This window comes from Pseudomonas sp. AKS31, from assembly GCF_023634765.1.
Classification (GTDB): domain Bacteria; phylum Pseudomonadota; class Gammaproteobacteria; order Pseudomonadales; family Pseudomonadaceae; genus Aquipseudomonas.
This window is the reverse complement of sequence record NZ_JAMLFX010000001.1, coordinates 617,234-632,289: the sequence shown is the minus strand read 5'-3', so window position 1 is coordinate 632,289 and position 15,056 is coordinate 617,234. Positions and strand designations below refer to the sequence as shown.

General features: G+C 58.2%; 12 protein-coding genes. 7 read left to right on the top strand and 5 right to left on the bottom strand.

All coding sequences use genetic code 11. The features are described from left to right. Positions 1-2 precede the first annotated feature (2 nt). The 4 genes from M9827_RS02780 to M9827_RS02765 form a co-directional block, all read right to left on the bottom strand. Positions 3-2,489, bottom strand: coding sequence for a GAP1-N1 domain-containing protein (locus M9827_RS02780; protein WP_250603269.1), 2,487 nt, complete (start codon positions 2,487-2,489; stop codon positions 3-5). Positions 2,490-2,493: 4 nt separating this feature from the next. Next, positions 2,494-3,330 (bottom strand): TRAFAC clade GTPase domain-containing protein, encoded by an 837-nt coding sequence (locus M9827_RS02775; protein ID WP_250603267.1) that lies wholly within the window; start codon positions 3,328-3,330, stop codon positions 2,494-2,496. 3 nt (positions 3,331-3,333) lie between these two features. Then, on the bottom strand, positions 3,334-4,146 hold the full coding sequence (locus M9827_RS02770) for a TRAFAC clade GTPase domain-containing protein (protein ID WP_250603265.1): 813 nt from the start codon (positions 4,144-4,146) through the stop codon (positions 3,334-3,336). 145 nt (positions 4,147-4,291) lie between these two features. Beyond that, entirely contained in the window at positions 4,292-5,614 is a 1,323-nt protein-coding gene (locus M9827_RS02765; protein ID WP_250603263.1) for a GTPase-associated system all-helical protein GASH, read from the bottom strand. Positions 5,615-6,233: 619 nt separating this feature from the next. Here M9827_RS02765 and M9827_RS02760 point away from each other — a divergent pair. The 3 genes from M9827_RS02760 (at position 6,234) to M9827_RS02750 (ending at position 7,527) form a co-directional block, all read left to right on the top strand. Next, on the top strand, positions 6,234-6,710 hold the full coding sequence (locus M9827_RS02760; protein WP_250603261.1) for a YchJ family protein: 477 nt from the start codon (positions 6,234-6,236) through the stop codon (positions 6,708-6,710). 122 nt (positions 6,711-6,832) lie between these two features. Continuing rightward, positions 6,833-7,327 carry an LEA/WHy family protein gene (locus M9827_RS02755; protein WP_250603259.1) on the top strand — a complete coding sequence of 165 codons (495 nt, stop codon included), beginning with the start codon at positions 6,833-6,835 and terminating at the stop codon, positions 7,325-7,327. Continuing rightward, entirely contained in the window at positions 7,324-7,527 is a 204-nt protein-coding gene (locus M9827_RS02750; protein WP_003198420.1) for an SEC-C metal-binding domain-containing protein, read from the top strand. Before M9827_RS02755 ends, M9827_RS02750 begins: the two co-directional genes overlap by 4 nt. Positions 7,528-7,711: 184 nt before the next feature. On the opposite strand, the gene M9827_RS02745 is transcribed toward M9827_RS02750, so the two are convergent. After that, positions 7,712-8,269: a cysteine hydrolase family protein gene (locus M9827_RS02745; RefSeq protein ID WP_250603257.1), complete on the bottom strand. Its 558-nt coding sequence runs from the start codon at positions 8,267-8,269 to the stop codon at positions 7,712-7,714. A gap of 190 nt (positions 8,270-8,459) precedes the next feature. On the opposite strand from M9827_RS02745, the gene M9827_RS02740 reads away from it, so the two are divergent. From M9827_RS02740 to M9827_RS02725, 4 genes are all read left to right on the top strand, one after another. Next, a complete protein-coding gene (locus M9827_RS02740; protein WP_250603255.1) occupies positions 8,460-10,910 on the top strand; it encodes a penicillin acylase family protein in 2,451 nt (816 codons plus the stop codon). A 428-nt stretch (positions 10,911-11,338) separates the two neighbouring features. After that, the gene (locus tag M9827_RS02735; protein WP_250603253.1) at positions 11,339-12,373 is read left to right on the top strand and encodes a ligase-associated DNA damage response exonuclease; all 1,035 of its coding nucleotides are present in this window, start codon (positions 11,339-11,341) and stop codon (positions 12,371-12,373) included. Beyond that, positions 12,370-14,058 carry an ATP-dependent DNA ligase gene (locus M9827_RS02730; RefSeq protein WP_250603235.1) on the top strand — a complete coding sequence of 563 codons (1,689 nt, stop codon included), beginning with the start codon at positions 12,370-12,372 and terminating at the stop codon, positions 14,056-14,058. Before M9827_RS02735 ends, M9827_RS02730 begins: the two co-directional genes overlap by 4 nt. Positions 14,059-14,315: 257 nt before the next feature. Further along, a partial coding sequence (locus M9827_RS02725; protein WP_250603233.1) for a transporter substrate-binding domain-containing protein occupies positions 14,316-15,056 on the top strand: 741 nt, incomplete at its 3' end.

Genomic DNA, 15,056 nt, shown 5'->3' with positions numbered 1-15,056 from the left:
TTTTACCGCCAGCCAACAATGTCAGTATCATTGATATATAGGCGTAGCTTCTCGTTCATGGGAAAGTCTTTGCACATCATTTTAAGAAGATCATGTGATGTCGGACGGCCGCCGAAACGGATTGAATTCAACGCTGTGTGCCAACGTGTTGACCCATTTTGAGACCGCCCTGGCAGGTCGGAATTCTTGCCTCCGGCGCGTGACCAGAGCTCGTCGCTATCCGGACCGCTTGGATAGAGTTCACAAACCTCATCTTCGAAGGCTTTCCACTTCTCGGCAGCGCTTATTTTTGAGATTCCAAGCTTCCAACGCGTATAAAAGCTAAGCAAGCCTGCGCACTGCCTTAGCCCTGGCTTAATATCTGGACGGTTGGCAAGCCGGTCCGCAAGATGTTTAGCCGCTTGCTCCCAATGCCGGGACGCCACAAGCCTTCCCAACTGCTCAGAAGCTGCAAGAGAAAGCATGCGAACGCCCTTCAAGAGATTATTTAGCCATTGAACAAACATTGCTTCGGGAAACGATGGGAGGCCACTGACGATCGCTAGATGTGTATCAACAGGCACTGATGACCTTTCAAGTACAGACCGCAGGCTCGAGCTCGCCATGACTGCGTGTTCAAGTGGGGCTTCAGGGGTAATAATTTCCGAACCTTTCACCGCGGCTTCCAGCCACCCGGTTGCGGTCGCATCTAGGTAGTGGTCACACTGCGAAGTGGGCAGAAGCGACCACAATCGCGCCCGCTCCGAAATGGCGGAGAGGTCAGCCAAGGGGGTCTTTGCAAGCGCCTCGAGTAAGCCGGTGTCGACGAGTAATCCTTGCGCGAGTTGAGCTAAAACAGTGTCGCGCGCACCGATGGCATTGTTAGGTGCGCTCCACAGGGAAGAATTCTTGCCAATCACTGCGCCCCACACCTGTTGCTCGATAATGTCATCGCAGCGGATGTTAGACAGGATCTGAGGATGAGCAACGGCCTGCTCTGCGCACAATTCGACTAAGCGCAAGTCCTTATGCGCAAGCGTACACTCCAAAATCTGTGAAGGGCTTGCGAAGCGAAGGGCTGACCTCAAACCTGCACTGTGTTCTAGGTCTTTATCCACCTTGAGCTGCTGGCCTGTTGCATCGGTAGGGGACAGTGTTGCCGCTAGCGCGGCGCCATACGCGGACAGCCAGCGCTTCTTCAGCAGCGGCGAAAGTAGGGAGACCGAAGAGGTAACGTGGAGTTTTCTGGGCACCTCCTCCGCCAGCCGCTGCTCAACTGTCGCGTCAGCAGGTAGTGCGCCTACGACCGCGGCGAACGCGGCATGGCTATGCTCCGCCCATCTCCAAGCTGCTTGGTAAATGGCGGGCTTGTCTCGACGAGCGACTGTCGATAAACCGGCTATCACTGCAGCGCACCATGGCGGCAATGCGAGCTCCTCATCAACCGATGCGGCGACCATCTCCATCAAATCGCTGTCGTCCACGGGCGCAAATCCGAGGTTACTGACGCGGAACTCAACGGCTGACCACAACGGCCGCGTGCTGGCAAAGCCAGAGAGCACCAAATTCCTCATTAATAGCAACTGCTTACAACCCGCACCTGGAATCAAGGCCGTGAACCGACCGATGAGTTCGTCCTTAATGCTTGCGCCAAATGTCGGCTGATTTGAGAGGCCGTCTGCCAACCGTATGGCAGCAAGCAAATCATCAAAGCTTTCGCCGGTTGAGAGAAGGGTTTGGAGCCGTTCAAGCCGGCTCAAGTCCCTTATCGAATGAACTCCAAGGCCTAGGTCCTTGGCGAGAACCAGGATTGGCTGCACATCGCGCAGGCCACAAAGAATCCCGGCGGATTCAGAGTTCGAAGTTTTATCGTCTGGTTTGACTATACGATGCTTTGTCCAGCGAGCTTGGAGCTGCTCAGGCGTGCATACAAGCGAAGGTGGGGGTTGCTCCACCACATCGTTCGGACCGAAGCTCAGCCGGAACGCAAAGGTTCGCCTTAAAGCCGGCCAGAGGTTACTCCACAGTGAATCAACGAGCTGCTCGAATCCCCCAACGCTCAGTCGTACAACTGGAGCGAGTCCTTGGGCTGCCAACGCGTTGGCCGTACCTATCAAGTCAGCAGCTGGCAGGTTACTTCTGCTTGCAATCTCAAGCTCCAGCGTTACCAACGATTCGGGGCATTCTGTGGCCGAGGCTGCCAGACGCCCCAGTAACCCGGTCAAGTTTCCCGCCTCGCACATATCGTCCAATCTTACGATTAGCGCATGAGTCAGCACCATGCCGCCTCGCGATGCGCTCGAATCCAGAAACGTTCGGGCGAGAACATAGTGGTCGTCGATAGGAAAGCCGCGAACAAATGGCCACCAAGCTTGGACACCTGGGGGCACTACATCTGGCAAGTCGAGCTTTGATGCGATGGCAGCGGCTATTGGCGCATTCGTACTTGATGTTCTGAGTCCGTGGCCACGTCCTGGGATCTCGCCATAAATGGCCTGCTCGACTCGCATTCGCTTAGGTCCCGTCTGCCATCAAATATTGAATCGGCAAGGTAATGTCGGTGTTCTTCTCACCATTGGGTAGCACCACGTAACCGAACTCTTCCGGGCCACGGATTGCATAGTCCTGGTCCGCGTCCGTTTTATCGAGCGCCCGTTCAAGAGCAGATAGGCCAATGACAGTAGGCGATGCCCAATTGCTGCGCACGAACGACCACAGCATCGGCAGTCGAGACGCCAATAGGTCAGCCGGCAGCTCCGTCGTTCCAAGCTCATCCCAGCAGCTCAGCAAGATGGTTAAGCGAGGTTTGCGAAGTGGCCGGTCCAAATGGAACTGCGCTAGGTAGAGCAGCATTTGAAGAAGCTCTACTGTCCTTGCTTGATCTGACAGCTCGTCTGCCACCGTCTCGTCATATGCCTCAACTGGAGCGAAAGATTGCAGGGGGCGCGAGAACAAGTCTTCTTCGGATCGAAACGAATGCAGTCTGATGAGTAGGATCCAATCAGTGGATTCGACCACGCGATCTCGCCAGGCTGCTGGGATCCGCCGCTGCGCGACAAGGTTACGAACCTGTTCTCCGCCATAGTCCGGCCATACCAGTTCGGCGTAACGACCGGACTCATCCGAAATGGGCCAGACGCTCTCGACGTAGATGTCAGCAGGTGTATGGTCGGTCGACTTTCCCTCAGTCAGGCAACTAAGAGCAGTAGTGAACGCCTCCAAGTTCGTTGGAGCACCGGTCATCTTAAGTGCGCATGCCTTAACCATAAGGCGCTTCAAAAACTGGGCACCGTAGTGAGTCTTACCGACATTTGACTCGCCAACCAACAAAATGGTGTGTTGAGCAGCCACCAGCTATCTCCTGCCAAATCGAAAAAGCGGATCGTGACCACAAACTTCTGTAGTGGGTAAATCAACACCCGCACGCTTGGTGCAAAGTACCCAGTCAAATAGCTCACGGAAGCTTTCTGCAGCGTCGACCTCGCCGCTAGGCGATACGCTAACTATGAACTCAGGAACACTAGTTGGGTGCGAGGCGACCGCTTTTCTGATCTGCGCCTCCATGGCCGCAGCTACATCTACGTCCCCCTTCGTCCAGACGAGTGCCAAGCGCCGTCCGCGGGCCTCGGCTACAGTGCGCTGAGCAAGCAGCTGAAAGTCGTTTCGAGCGGTCCCCATCTTGGGCCCAGCAAGAGCCTGACGGTCAGCAATCAGTAACGTGACGTCTGCGTGACGAGCTATCCAGCGGGCTCCTTCCGCGTCGGCTGCCTGTTCGTTGACCGCCCATTTCTGAAACCACTCTCCAGGTGCATCGGCAAAAAGAAAGTCGCGCAGCGACCCGTTTTCACGGCGAAAGCCAAGGTGAAGCATGCCGGGTGCTCGAGCCGCTCCGCTGGGGGTGTGAGGCGGAAAGCTAGGGGGCTGCCCCGGCTTCCACCGTAGAGACGTCGCTACCGCCTCCCAACCTGCCAGCGTATAGGAGTTGCTGAATAAATGGGCATCAGTAGTCAGCGCACCTTGACCCAGCAGCAGATAGAACGCACCGAGTAGTGTCGTCTTACCTGCGCTTTCCGGGCCGACGATTCCGACAGTGATGGGTTTTACCTTGCCGCTGACAAAATTGAGATCAGCCTCTCCCATCGCCAAACCGCTCCACGGGAGCAGCATCTGGTCGCAGTCAGCCGAAGCAGCTACTTCACCTTTGCTAACACGCTTCCACTCGGGGCACACGTCGAGCCGGATATGACCCAGCGTACAGGTGGTGTTGTCATCAGCGAAACAATTGGGATGGGGGCATCTTTCCATGGGCGCCTTATTTCTTCTTGACCCGCTTAGTAGAGTTTTCGTTTACAGCGCGTGAGCTCTGAAGCTCACGGAATAGATATGTTCCCCACTCAGACGGGGTCATATTAGTGGAAGCGTCCACTCCAACGAGGAGACGAAGAGTCGCCGCGTCGATTTCACCTGAATCCCCGGGGTGCCCGATCAACGACAGGAGTGAGCCTCGGCCAACGGGTGCAGTTGCATATCGAGCAGCCAGCGTACGGAAAGGCTGCATGAATACAGTGGTCCTAGCATCGCGCACAAGGCTAGAGAAGTTACGCTCGCAGTCTCCTGGATCATTTTTGTCTGCTGGTAGGCAGCGGATAGCCTCTCGCAGGAAGGCCGATACACTTGCTGGCGAATAGGTTGGCACCTGTTCGTGCAGGTCCAACGCCATCAAAGCAGAGGCTTCGAACGGAGGGAGGTCAAGATAGCTTGCATGAGCGCTCGGAGAATAAAGCGCCTCCTTCCACCAAAGTAGGTTTGTGCGGCGTTGAAGACCTGCCGTAGCACCACTAAAGCTCGATAACACCTTATCAACATGCACTGTTATCGCCTTAGCTAGATTAGAGAGTGGGCTCGAGAGGTCGACGGGAGCCGGCGCAAGCTCCTCGGCCATCCCATCCAACGTCTCTGCTATGACGACGCTAATCTTGCTTGCAAAGTCTTTCCCCCATGCCTCGGGATTGTTGTGGGGGTAGTGGCTATTCTTCGGTTCGTTAGATGCCCACGGCCCCGTTGCTGAGTTTACTTTTGCCCGGAGCTCACTCAGATCGACTGTGGGCGCCTCATAATCCGTAGCCACTGGCGCTGGCGGTTTGTACTGCAATGGTTCAACCGTAATCATTTCTGGCGTTGCCCACTCTGCCTCGGCACGCGCATCGACTTTCGTCTCAATTTCACTGACAGCTTCGCGCCAAATCTCAGTTTCATCGGATGTTTCGGCGTGAACCAAGGCATTGCGTGCCGTGTTGACGAAGGCAACGGCTATCGCATCGTCCGAGCGAGCCGCTTGCACAATCGCGTCTAGGAGAATAGCCCGCAAAACGCCAACAGGTCGTCCAACAAAGGCGTTTGCAACAGTCTCCCATTGCTTACGGAGGGAGGTCATTGCCTCATCTACGGTTAGGTCCGTAGGTGCAATGTGGGGGTCAGCGGCAACCATCGTGAAACTGACGGTCTTCGAGGGCGCGTTTTGAAGGCTGACTGAAAGGTCTTTGGCCGTGGATCGAAGTTTTTCGAGTTTCGTGTCATCGCCTTTGAGGTCAATAACTCCAATATCAAGAAATCTCAACAAAAATTCTTGTTCCATTCCTTGGTCTCCCGACCTCTGTTGTGATGCCACAAAATGGTACTTGAGCCTCCTGGTTCAACACCGGGGGACTACACAATTCCCGCGACGTCTTGCATGGAAGATCTGGTTGATCCCGAGATCGCGCCCCTTTGATCGCAAATGATAACACCCCAATGAACGTAAAGTAGCAGCGACCGTGCACTCAGCACTCTACGATCGGTTGTCAACCTGACGCTCCGCTCGACATCAAGTTCCGGCTGGCGGCTGAACTGGATCATATTGACATGACCATAGATACAGATCTTCAGCAAGATCGCCCACTGGTGGGCCTAACGACCCTTCGCAGCAGGACCAAAACCTTCAACCCCCAAATGCACCTAATTCAGGCTCATGGACAAAAACTCGATCACTAGAACTGGATTTTCTTCAGTTTTGTAATCACGTACCTTTGACCATCATGGACTAACCTCCACTTCTGTCGAGCGCGCATAGAAGGCGCGCCATTAGAGTGCAATGACGCAGTTGGCAGCCATCCACTCGGTTCAAACGTAAAAAACCGTGGAAAAAGTTAGATTAGGTAAGTGACGGATTTATGGACAATAAACCACATGTAACTGTTAGCAACGCTCCGGAAGCAATGAGTACAGCCATTTGCCCGTGCGGCAGCGGCAATCTGCTTGAGGCCTGCTGCGGCAATTATCACGACGGCCACCCGGCGCCATGCGCAGAAGCGCTGATGCGTTCGCGCTACAGCGCCTATGTGCTGGGGCTGATCGATTATCTGGTGGCAACCACCCTGCCCGCCCAGCAAGCGGGCCTGAATCGCCAATCGATCAGTGATTGGAGTGCGCAGAGCACCTGGCTCGGCCTTGAGGTGGAGAGTTCGGAAGTCTTCGGCGGCCAGCCGGAACACGCCTTCGTCACCTTCACCGCGCGCTGGCATGACCACCAGGGTGAACACAGCCACCGCGAGCGTTCCTCGTTCGTGCAGAACGGCGGACGCTGGTACTTCATCGACCCGACGGTGCAGTTGAAGCTGGGGCGCAATGACAGTTGCCCGTGCGCCAGTGGGCAGAAGTTCAAGAAGTGCTGTGCGGGGTATTTCGGCGCTTGAGGTTGAAGATCAAAAGATCGCAGCCTGCGGCAGCTCCTACACAGGATTTGCGTTTCCCCTGTAGGAGCTGCCGCAGGCTGCGATCTTTTAGCGTCTAGACTGGCACCAAAGGGAGTTAAACCATGCTCGGTCGTCGGCGCACCTGCCAATGCTTCATTCTGATGCTGATGCTCAATCTCGGCGGTTGCGCCTCGTGGTTCAGCGATGACAGCGTCGATCCCGCCGTGCATCTGGTGAAAGTCGAAGTGGTGCGCGCCAAGCTGCTCGAACAGAAATTCATCCTGCACTTTCGCGTCGATAACCCCAATGACAGCGACCTGACCGTACGCGGCATCGAATACCGTATTCACTTGGCTGACATGCTGCTTGCCGAAGGTGAGCATGAACACTGGTTCACCGTCGGGCCGAAACGCAGTGCGTATTTCAAGGTGCCGATCCGCACTAACCTGTGGCCTCGGGTAAAAGACGTGGTGAAAATGCTGAAAAGCTCGACCCAGCAGATTCCCTATCGTTTGCAGGGTGAGATGGAAACCGGTTTATTCATCGCCCACTACGTGCACCTTGAGCGCAATGGCGTGATAATCCCCGCCGATTTAATTCCGGAGCAACACCGATGACCCAGCAACCTCATGTCCATGGCCCTGACTGCAACCACGATCATGACCATCATCACGACCATGACCACGGCCACGTGCACGGCCCGAACTGCGGCCACGCCCACCAGGAGCCGGTGCGCAACGCCCTGAAAGACGTCGGCCGCAACGACCCGTGCCCATGCGGCAACGGCAAGAAATTCAAGAAGTGCCACGGCGCTTGATGCCTGGGGCGAAGAGCATCTTCGCCTGACCTGCCGCCTTCGCGAGCAGGCTCGCTCCCACAGTTAATCGAATTTCTTCAGTTGGAATGCAATCCTGCAGTTGACCGGGTTTCTTCAACTGGAATGCGATCCATTGTGGGAGCGAGCCTGCTCGCGAAGGGGCCGGCACATACGGCAAAAATTTTCAGCCGGCCACCAGAATCTGCGCAGAGCTGACCACCGTCGCATACTCCCCGTGCAAATTCCCCAGCGACATCCCGTGCACGTCTTCAGCCGTACGCAATGTGCCGAAATAGTCGGCCTTGTCGAAGGTGAAGCACGCATCCTCCGCCACCCACGCCGCAAACCCCAGATTGCCCGCCGTGCGCGCCGTCGATTCCACTGAGTTGTTAGTGGCCACGCCGACAATGATCAATTGCCCAATCCCCGCCTCTCGCAACCGCGCCGCCAACCCGGTGGCACAAAACGCATCCGGCACCTGCTTCTGAATCAGCCATTCGCCATCCTGCGGCAAAAATCTCTCTTGAAACTCCACCCCTTCCTGCTCAGGCCAAAACACCGAACCCGGCTCGCGCGACAGGTGCTGCACATGAATCACCGGCCTTGCAGTACGCCGCCATAACCCCAGCAGATCAAGGATTCGCTGTTCAGCCTGAGGATTATTCCTTCGCCCTAAACGCGGCTGCAGAATGCCTTTTTGCTGGTCGATGATGATCAGTGCGGCGCTGGCCTGAAGCTCCATGGCATTTTTCTCATACGGGGTTCATTGAGTTTTGCGCAGTTCAGCATCCCCCCCTCCAGCCATGCAAGGCATATCCAATGCGCACAGGTCGATCAGCGGGAAGAAATAAGCGCTCGCCCCGCTTGCGCGGCACCCTCCTGCTCACTAACGTAGCGCCTTTACTGACGCTACCCCCCGCAGGAGCTTTGCCATGGCCTCGCCAGCCCTCACACATTTTCTTCCCCGGTTCGGCGTTGCCGCAGCAGTGGCCGGTGTTTTGAGCCTGTCCGGTTGCCAGACCTGGAATGCTCAGGACACTCTCCCGCCGACCTCCGGCGTGCAACCGCTCAAGGGCCTGGCGCAGAACGTGTCGGTACGTCGCAATGCCATGGGCATGCCGCTGATCGAGAGCAACACGTTCCATGACGCACTGTTCAGCCTCGGTTACGTCCACGCCAGCGATCGCATCAATCAGATGGTGACCTTGCGCCTGTTGGCCCAGGGCCGGCTTGCGGAAATGTCCGGCGCGTCGATGCTCGATGCCGACCGCTACATGCGCGCGGTCAATCTGAAGAAAAGCGCCGGCGAGCTGTACAAGGCTTCGTCGCCGCGTCTCAAGCGCTTCTTTGAAGTCTATGCGCGGGGCGTCAACGCCTACCTGTTCCGCTACGCCGACAAACTGCCGGGCGACCTCGCCTCCAGCGGCTACAAGCCGGAATACTGGAAACCGGAAGATTCGGCGCTGATTTTTGCTCTGTTGAATTTCAGCCAGTCGGCCAACCTGCCGGAAGAGATTTCCTCGCTGGTGCTCGCACAAACCGTCACCACCGACAAACTCGCCTGGCTGACCCCGTCCGCGCCTGATGAGAACCTGCCGCTGGCTGAGGCCGACAAACTGCAAGGGCTCAAACTCAACGGGCAGATCCCGGGGCTGACCGAGCTGAGCAACGCCAGCCAGCAACTGTCGACGCTGAATCTGCTCGGCACCACGTCTTCGAACAACTGGGCGATCGCCCCGCAACGCAGCCGCAGCGGCAAGAGCCTGCTGGCCAGCGACGCCCATGGGCCGCTGGCCGCTCCGTCGCTGTGGAGCTTCGTACAAATCCGCGCACCAAAATATCAAGCCGCCGGTGTCACCGTGGCCGGTCTGCCGCTGGTCCTCGGTGGTTTCAACGGCAAAGTCGCCTGGAGCATGACCAACGTACTTGGCGACAACCAGGATCTGTTCCTGGAAAAAATCCGTCGCCAAGGCAGCAGCCTGACCTACGAGGTCAATGGCAAATGGCAGCCGCTGGGCGTGCGCAACGAAACCTACTTCGTCAAAGGCCAGCGGCCGATTCGCGAAGCGGTGTACGAAACCCGCCATGGCGCACTGCTCAACAGTGCTCAGGCAGCGGCGCAGGGCAACGGTTTCGGTCTGGCCTTGCAGACGCCGAGCTTCACTGATGACAAGTCGCTGGATGCGTTTTTTGATCTGACCCGCGCGCAAACCGTCGAGCGCGCCTCCGACGCCAGCCGCGAGATCCGCGCCATCGCCCTGAATCTGGTGTTCGCCGATGCGAGCAACATCGGCTGGCAGGTCACCGGCCGTTTCCCCAACCGCCGTGAAGGCGAAGGCTTGTTGCCGTCGCCGGGCTGGGAAGGTCGCTATGACTGGGACGGTTACGCCGACCCGATGCTCCACCCTTACGATCAGGATCCGGCGCAAGGCTGGCTCGGCACCGCCAACCAGCGCGTGATTCCACACGGTTACGGCATGCAACTGTCGAACTCCTGGGCGGCGCCGGAACGTGGCGAGCGCCTGGCGGAACTGGCCGGCAGCGCCAAGCACGACAGCCGCAGCGTGATCGCTATGCAATACGACCAGACCACCACCTTCGCCGCCAAGTTGAAGAAAGTCTTCGAAGCACCGGGCATGAAGCAGCCGCTGAAACAGGCGATCGATGCCCTGCCAGAAGCGGACCGCAGCAAGGCGCGCGAAGCGTTCACGCGGTTGATGGCGTTCGACGGCAAGCTCAGCCCGACCTCGGCGGACGCGGCGATTTACGAACTGTTCCTGCAAGAAAGCATGAAACAGATCTTCCTCGACGAACTCGGCCCGGCATCCAGCCCGGCGTGGAAAGCGTTTATCGCCAATGGCGATTTGTCCTACGCAGCGCAGGCTGACCATTTGTTGGGACGCGAGGACAGCCCGTTCTGGGATGACCTGCGCACGCCGCAGAAAGAAGACAAAGCGGTGATTCTCGCGCGCAGCCTCGCTGCTGCGATCAGCGCGGGCGACAGCCAGTTGGGCGGCGATCACCGCGTCTGGCAGTGGGGCAAGCTGCACAGCTATGCCTGGAAGAACAGCAATGGCCAGACCGTGCGCGGACCTCTGGCGGCCGGCGGCGATCACACCACGCTGAACACGTCGGCATTTGCCTGGGGTCAGGATTTCACCACGACGCGTGCGCCGTCGATGCGTTTCATCGTCGACTTCGGCCAGGCCGAACCGCTGATGGGCCAGAACGGTACGGGGCAGTCGGGTAATCCGGTGAGTCCGAATTACCTCAATGGCATCGATGCGTGGCTGAAGGGGCAGTACATCGGTTTGCCGATGCAGCCGCAGAACTTTGACCGGGTGTACGGCAAGACCCGCCTGACCCTTACTCCTGGCAAATAAGCTGTACATCAAAAGCCCCTCACCCTAACCCTCTCCCATAGGGAGAGGGGACTGATTGGGGGTTGCTGGAGATATACGCCGACCTGAACGGGCGGCGCCGAATCCGGAATCAGCTCGGTTGGTGTGGTGCCGAATCCTGAGTTAAGTCGGTTCGTGCTCTGCCGAATCTTGAGTTAAGTCGGTTCGTGCTCTGCCGAATCCTCAGTTAAGTCGGTTCGTGCTCTGCCGAATCTTGAGTTAAGTCGGTTCGTGCTCTGCCGAATCCATAATCGACTCGGTCTTTCAGGTCGATGTAGCTCGCCCGACACCTCGGTCGGCCCCCTCTCCCTCCGGGAGAGGGCTGGGGTGAGGGTTGCTCTTCAAAGTCGATAGAACTTCCGGACTCGCGCCAGCCTCATAGCTAACAAGCCCCCCATTCAGGTAACGACATGGACCTTGTTATCGCGCGCCCCGAAGGTCTCTATTGCCCCGCCGGGGATTTCTATATCGACCCTTGGCGCCCCGTCGAGCGCTCGGTGATCACCCATGCCCATGGCGATCATGCCCGTACCGGCAACCAGCATTACCTGGCCAGCAGCGCCAGCGAAGGGATTTTGCGCGCGCGTCTGGGGCAGGACATCAACCTGCAAACCCTCGCCTACGGCCAGCGCCTGACGCACCACGGTGTCACCCTGAGTTTTCACCCCGCCGGCCATGTACTCGGCTCGGCACAAGTGCGTCTGGAATACGGCGGCGAAGTCTGGGTCGCGTCGGGCGATTACAAGATCGAACCCGACGGCACCTGCGCTCCGTTCGAACCGGTGCGCTGCCACACCTTCATCACCGAATCGACCTTCGGCTTGCCGATTTATCGCTGGCAGCCACAGGCGCAGGTGTTCAGCGAGATCAACCAGTGGTGGGCGGCCAATATCGCGGCCGGCAAGGCCAGCGTGTTGTTCTGTTATTCGTTCGGCAAGGCCCAGCGAATTCTCCACGGCATCGATGAAACCCTTGGCCCGATCCTCAGCCACGGTGCGGTCGAGCCGCTGAACCGGGTCTACCGCGACGCCGGGGTGTATCTGCCGCCGACGATCTACGCCGGGGACGTGAAAAAAAGCGACCCGATCATGCGCCAGGCCCTGGTCATTGCCCCGCCTTCTGCTGGAGGCAGCAATTGGATGCGCCGTTTTGGCGAATACAGCGATGCATTTGCCAGCGGCTGGATGCGTCTGCGTGGCACGCGCCGGCGGCGTGGCGTCGATCGCGGTTTCGTGCTCTCCGATCACGCCGACTGGCCCGGCTTGCTTTGGGCTATCGAGCAGACCGGCGCGGAACGCGTCATGGTCACCCACGGCTCGATCGGCGTACTGGTGCGGCATCTGCGCGAACAGGGTCTGGATGCCCAGGGGTTCAACACCGAATACGGCGATGACGAAGAAGAAAACCTCGCCACCGAACCGACCATCGCCGAGACGCCCGCATGAAAGCATTCGCCGAGCTGTACGCCGAACTCGACGCAACGACATCGAGCAACGCCAAACTGGCGGCGATGCAGGCCTACTTCGCCCAAGCCGAACCCCATGACGCCGCGTGGGCGGTGTACTTCCTGTCCGGGGGCCGGCCCCGGCAACTGGTGCCAGTGAGAATCCTGCGCGAACTCGCCGTCGAGGTCTCCGGTCTGCAACCGTGGTTGTTTGAAGAGAGCTATCAATCGGTCGGTGACCTGGCGGAAACCATTTCCCTGGTGCTCGCGGAAAATCCGCACAGTTCCGACGCCGGCCTTGCCGAATGGATTGAAGACAAACTGCTGCCGCTGCGCGGTGAAACCCCGGAATACCTGAGCCGACAACTGCCCGCCCTGTGGGCGCAACTCGATCGCCCGAGCCTGATGCTGTGCATCAAATTGATCACCGGCAGCTTCCGCGTTGGCGTGTCGAAACTGCTGGTCACCCGTGCGTTGGCGTCGATGGCCGGGCTGGACAGCAAGCGTGTGGCGCAGCGTCTCGTGGGTTATACCGATCTGTCGAACCGGCCGAGCGCCGCCAGCTACCTGAAGCTGATTGCCCCCGAATCCAGCGATGAACATGCCCAGCGTGGCGGTCAGCCCTACCCGTTTTTCCTCGCCCATGCCTTGTCGCAACCGGTGGAAGAATTCGAAACGCTGATCGGCCCGGCCAGCGATTGGCAGATTGAGTGGAAATGGGATGGCATCCGCGCACAAGTGGTCAAGCGTGAAGGCCGGCTGTGGATCTGGTCGCGGGGCGAAGAACTTGTGACCGAGCGCTTTCCCGAACTTGAGGTACTGGTACACGGTTTGCCCGACGGCACGGTGATCGACGGCGAAATCGTCGTGTGGAAGAGCACCCATCCCCGCACTGAAGACGCTTTCGATCCGCAATCGACCGAGCCTCCAGCGGTGCAACCTTTCGCCCTGCTGCAACAACGCATCGGCCGCAAAACCCTCGACAAGAAAATCCTTGAGGACGTGCCGGTGGTGGTGCTCGCCTACGACTTGCTGGAATGGCAGGGTGAAGACTGGCGCAACCAGCCGCAAGCCAAGCGCCGCGCGCAATTGGAAGAGGTTATCGCGCGCTGTAACAGCCCGGTACTTTTACCTTCGCCCGTGCTGAGCGGCAGCGACTGGTTCGACCTCGCCCGTCAGCGCGAAGCCTCTCGGCGACTCGGTGTAGAGGGCATGATGCTCAAGGCGCGCGACGCGTTGTATGGCGTCGGACGGACCAAAGACATGGGCGTGTGGTGGAAGTGGAAAGTCGACCCGTTCAGTGTCGATGCGGTGCTGATTTACGCGCAGCGCGGTCACGGTCGCCGGGCCAGTCTGTACAGCGATTACACCTTTGCCGTGTGGGACGGCCCGCCCGAGTCCAGCCAGCGTTCGCTGGTGCCGTTCGCCAAGGCCTACTCGGGGCTGACCGATGAGGAGATGCGCCAGGTCGACAGTATTGTGCGCAAGACCACTGTGGAGAAGTTCGGCCCGGTCAGCAGTGTGAAACCGAGCCTGGTATTCGAACTGGGTTTCGAAGGTATTGCCCTGTCGCGGCGGCACAAGAGCGGGATTGCCGTGCGTTTTCCGAGGATGCTGCGCTGGCGCCAGGATAAAACCGTCGACGAAGCGGACAGCCTGGCCACTTTGCAAGACTTGCTGGCCTGACCCCCTTTCCCGGGACAACAATCGATTATTTGATCATTCCCACGCTCTGCGTGGGAACGATCGGCCACAAATCAGTGCACGCTTTCTGCGATGCCCAATTCCGGGCATTCAATCGCCCTCGCCCCTCCCCGCCCAACCTTTTAAAACACTTGTTCGGGACTCTGGTTCGGAAATTGCTACTTTCTATAGGTCGTACGCGTTCCAGTAACAATAATTCTGCGCCACAAGCGCTCATATTGGTTCTTAGGGATTGAATAATGAAAAAAGCATTGCTGACCCTTTCTGCACTGGCGTTGTGCATGGCCGCTGGCTCCGCGCTGGCCAAGGAATACAAAGAGCTGCGCTTTGGCGTTGACCCTTCGTACGCACCGTTTGAGTCGAAAGCGGCCGACGGCAGCCTGGTGGGCTTCGACATCGACCTGGGCAACGCGATCTGCGCCGAACTCAAGGTCAAGTGCAAGTGGGTCGAAAGTGACTTCGACGGCATGATTCCGGGCCTCAAGGCCAATAAATTCGACGGCGTGATCTCGTCGATGACCGTGACCCCGGCCCGCGAAAAAGTCATCGACTTCTCCAGCGAGCTGTTCTCCGGCCCGACCGCTTACGTGTTCAAGAAAGGTTCCGGTATCACCGCAGACGTCGCGTCCCTGAAAGGCAAAACCGTCGGTTACGAGCAAGGCACCATTCAGGAAGCCTACGCCAAAGCCGTGCTGGACAAGGCCGGCGTGAAAACCCAGGCCTATCAGAACCAGGATCAGGTGTACTCCGACCTGACCTCCGGCCGTCTCGACGCCGGCATTCAGGACATGCTGCAAGCCGAACTGGGCTTTTTGAAGTCGCCACAGGGCGCCGACTATGACGTCAGCAAGCCGGTCGACAGCGAATTGCTGCCAGCCAAAACCGCTGTCGGTATTAAGAAAGGTAACACTGAGCTGAAAGCGCTTTTAGATAAAGGTATCAAAGCGTTACACGATGACGGCAAATACGCCGAGATTCAA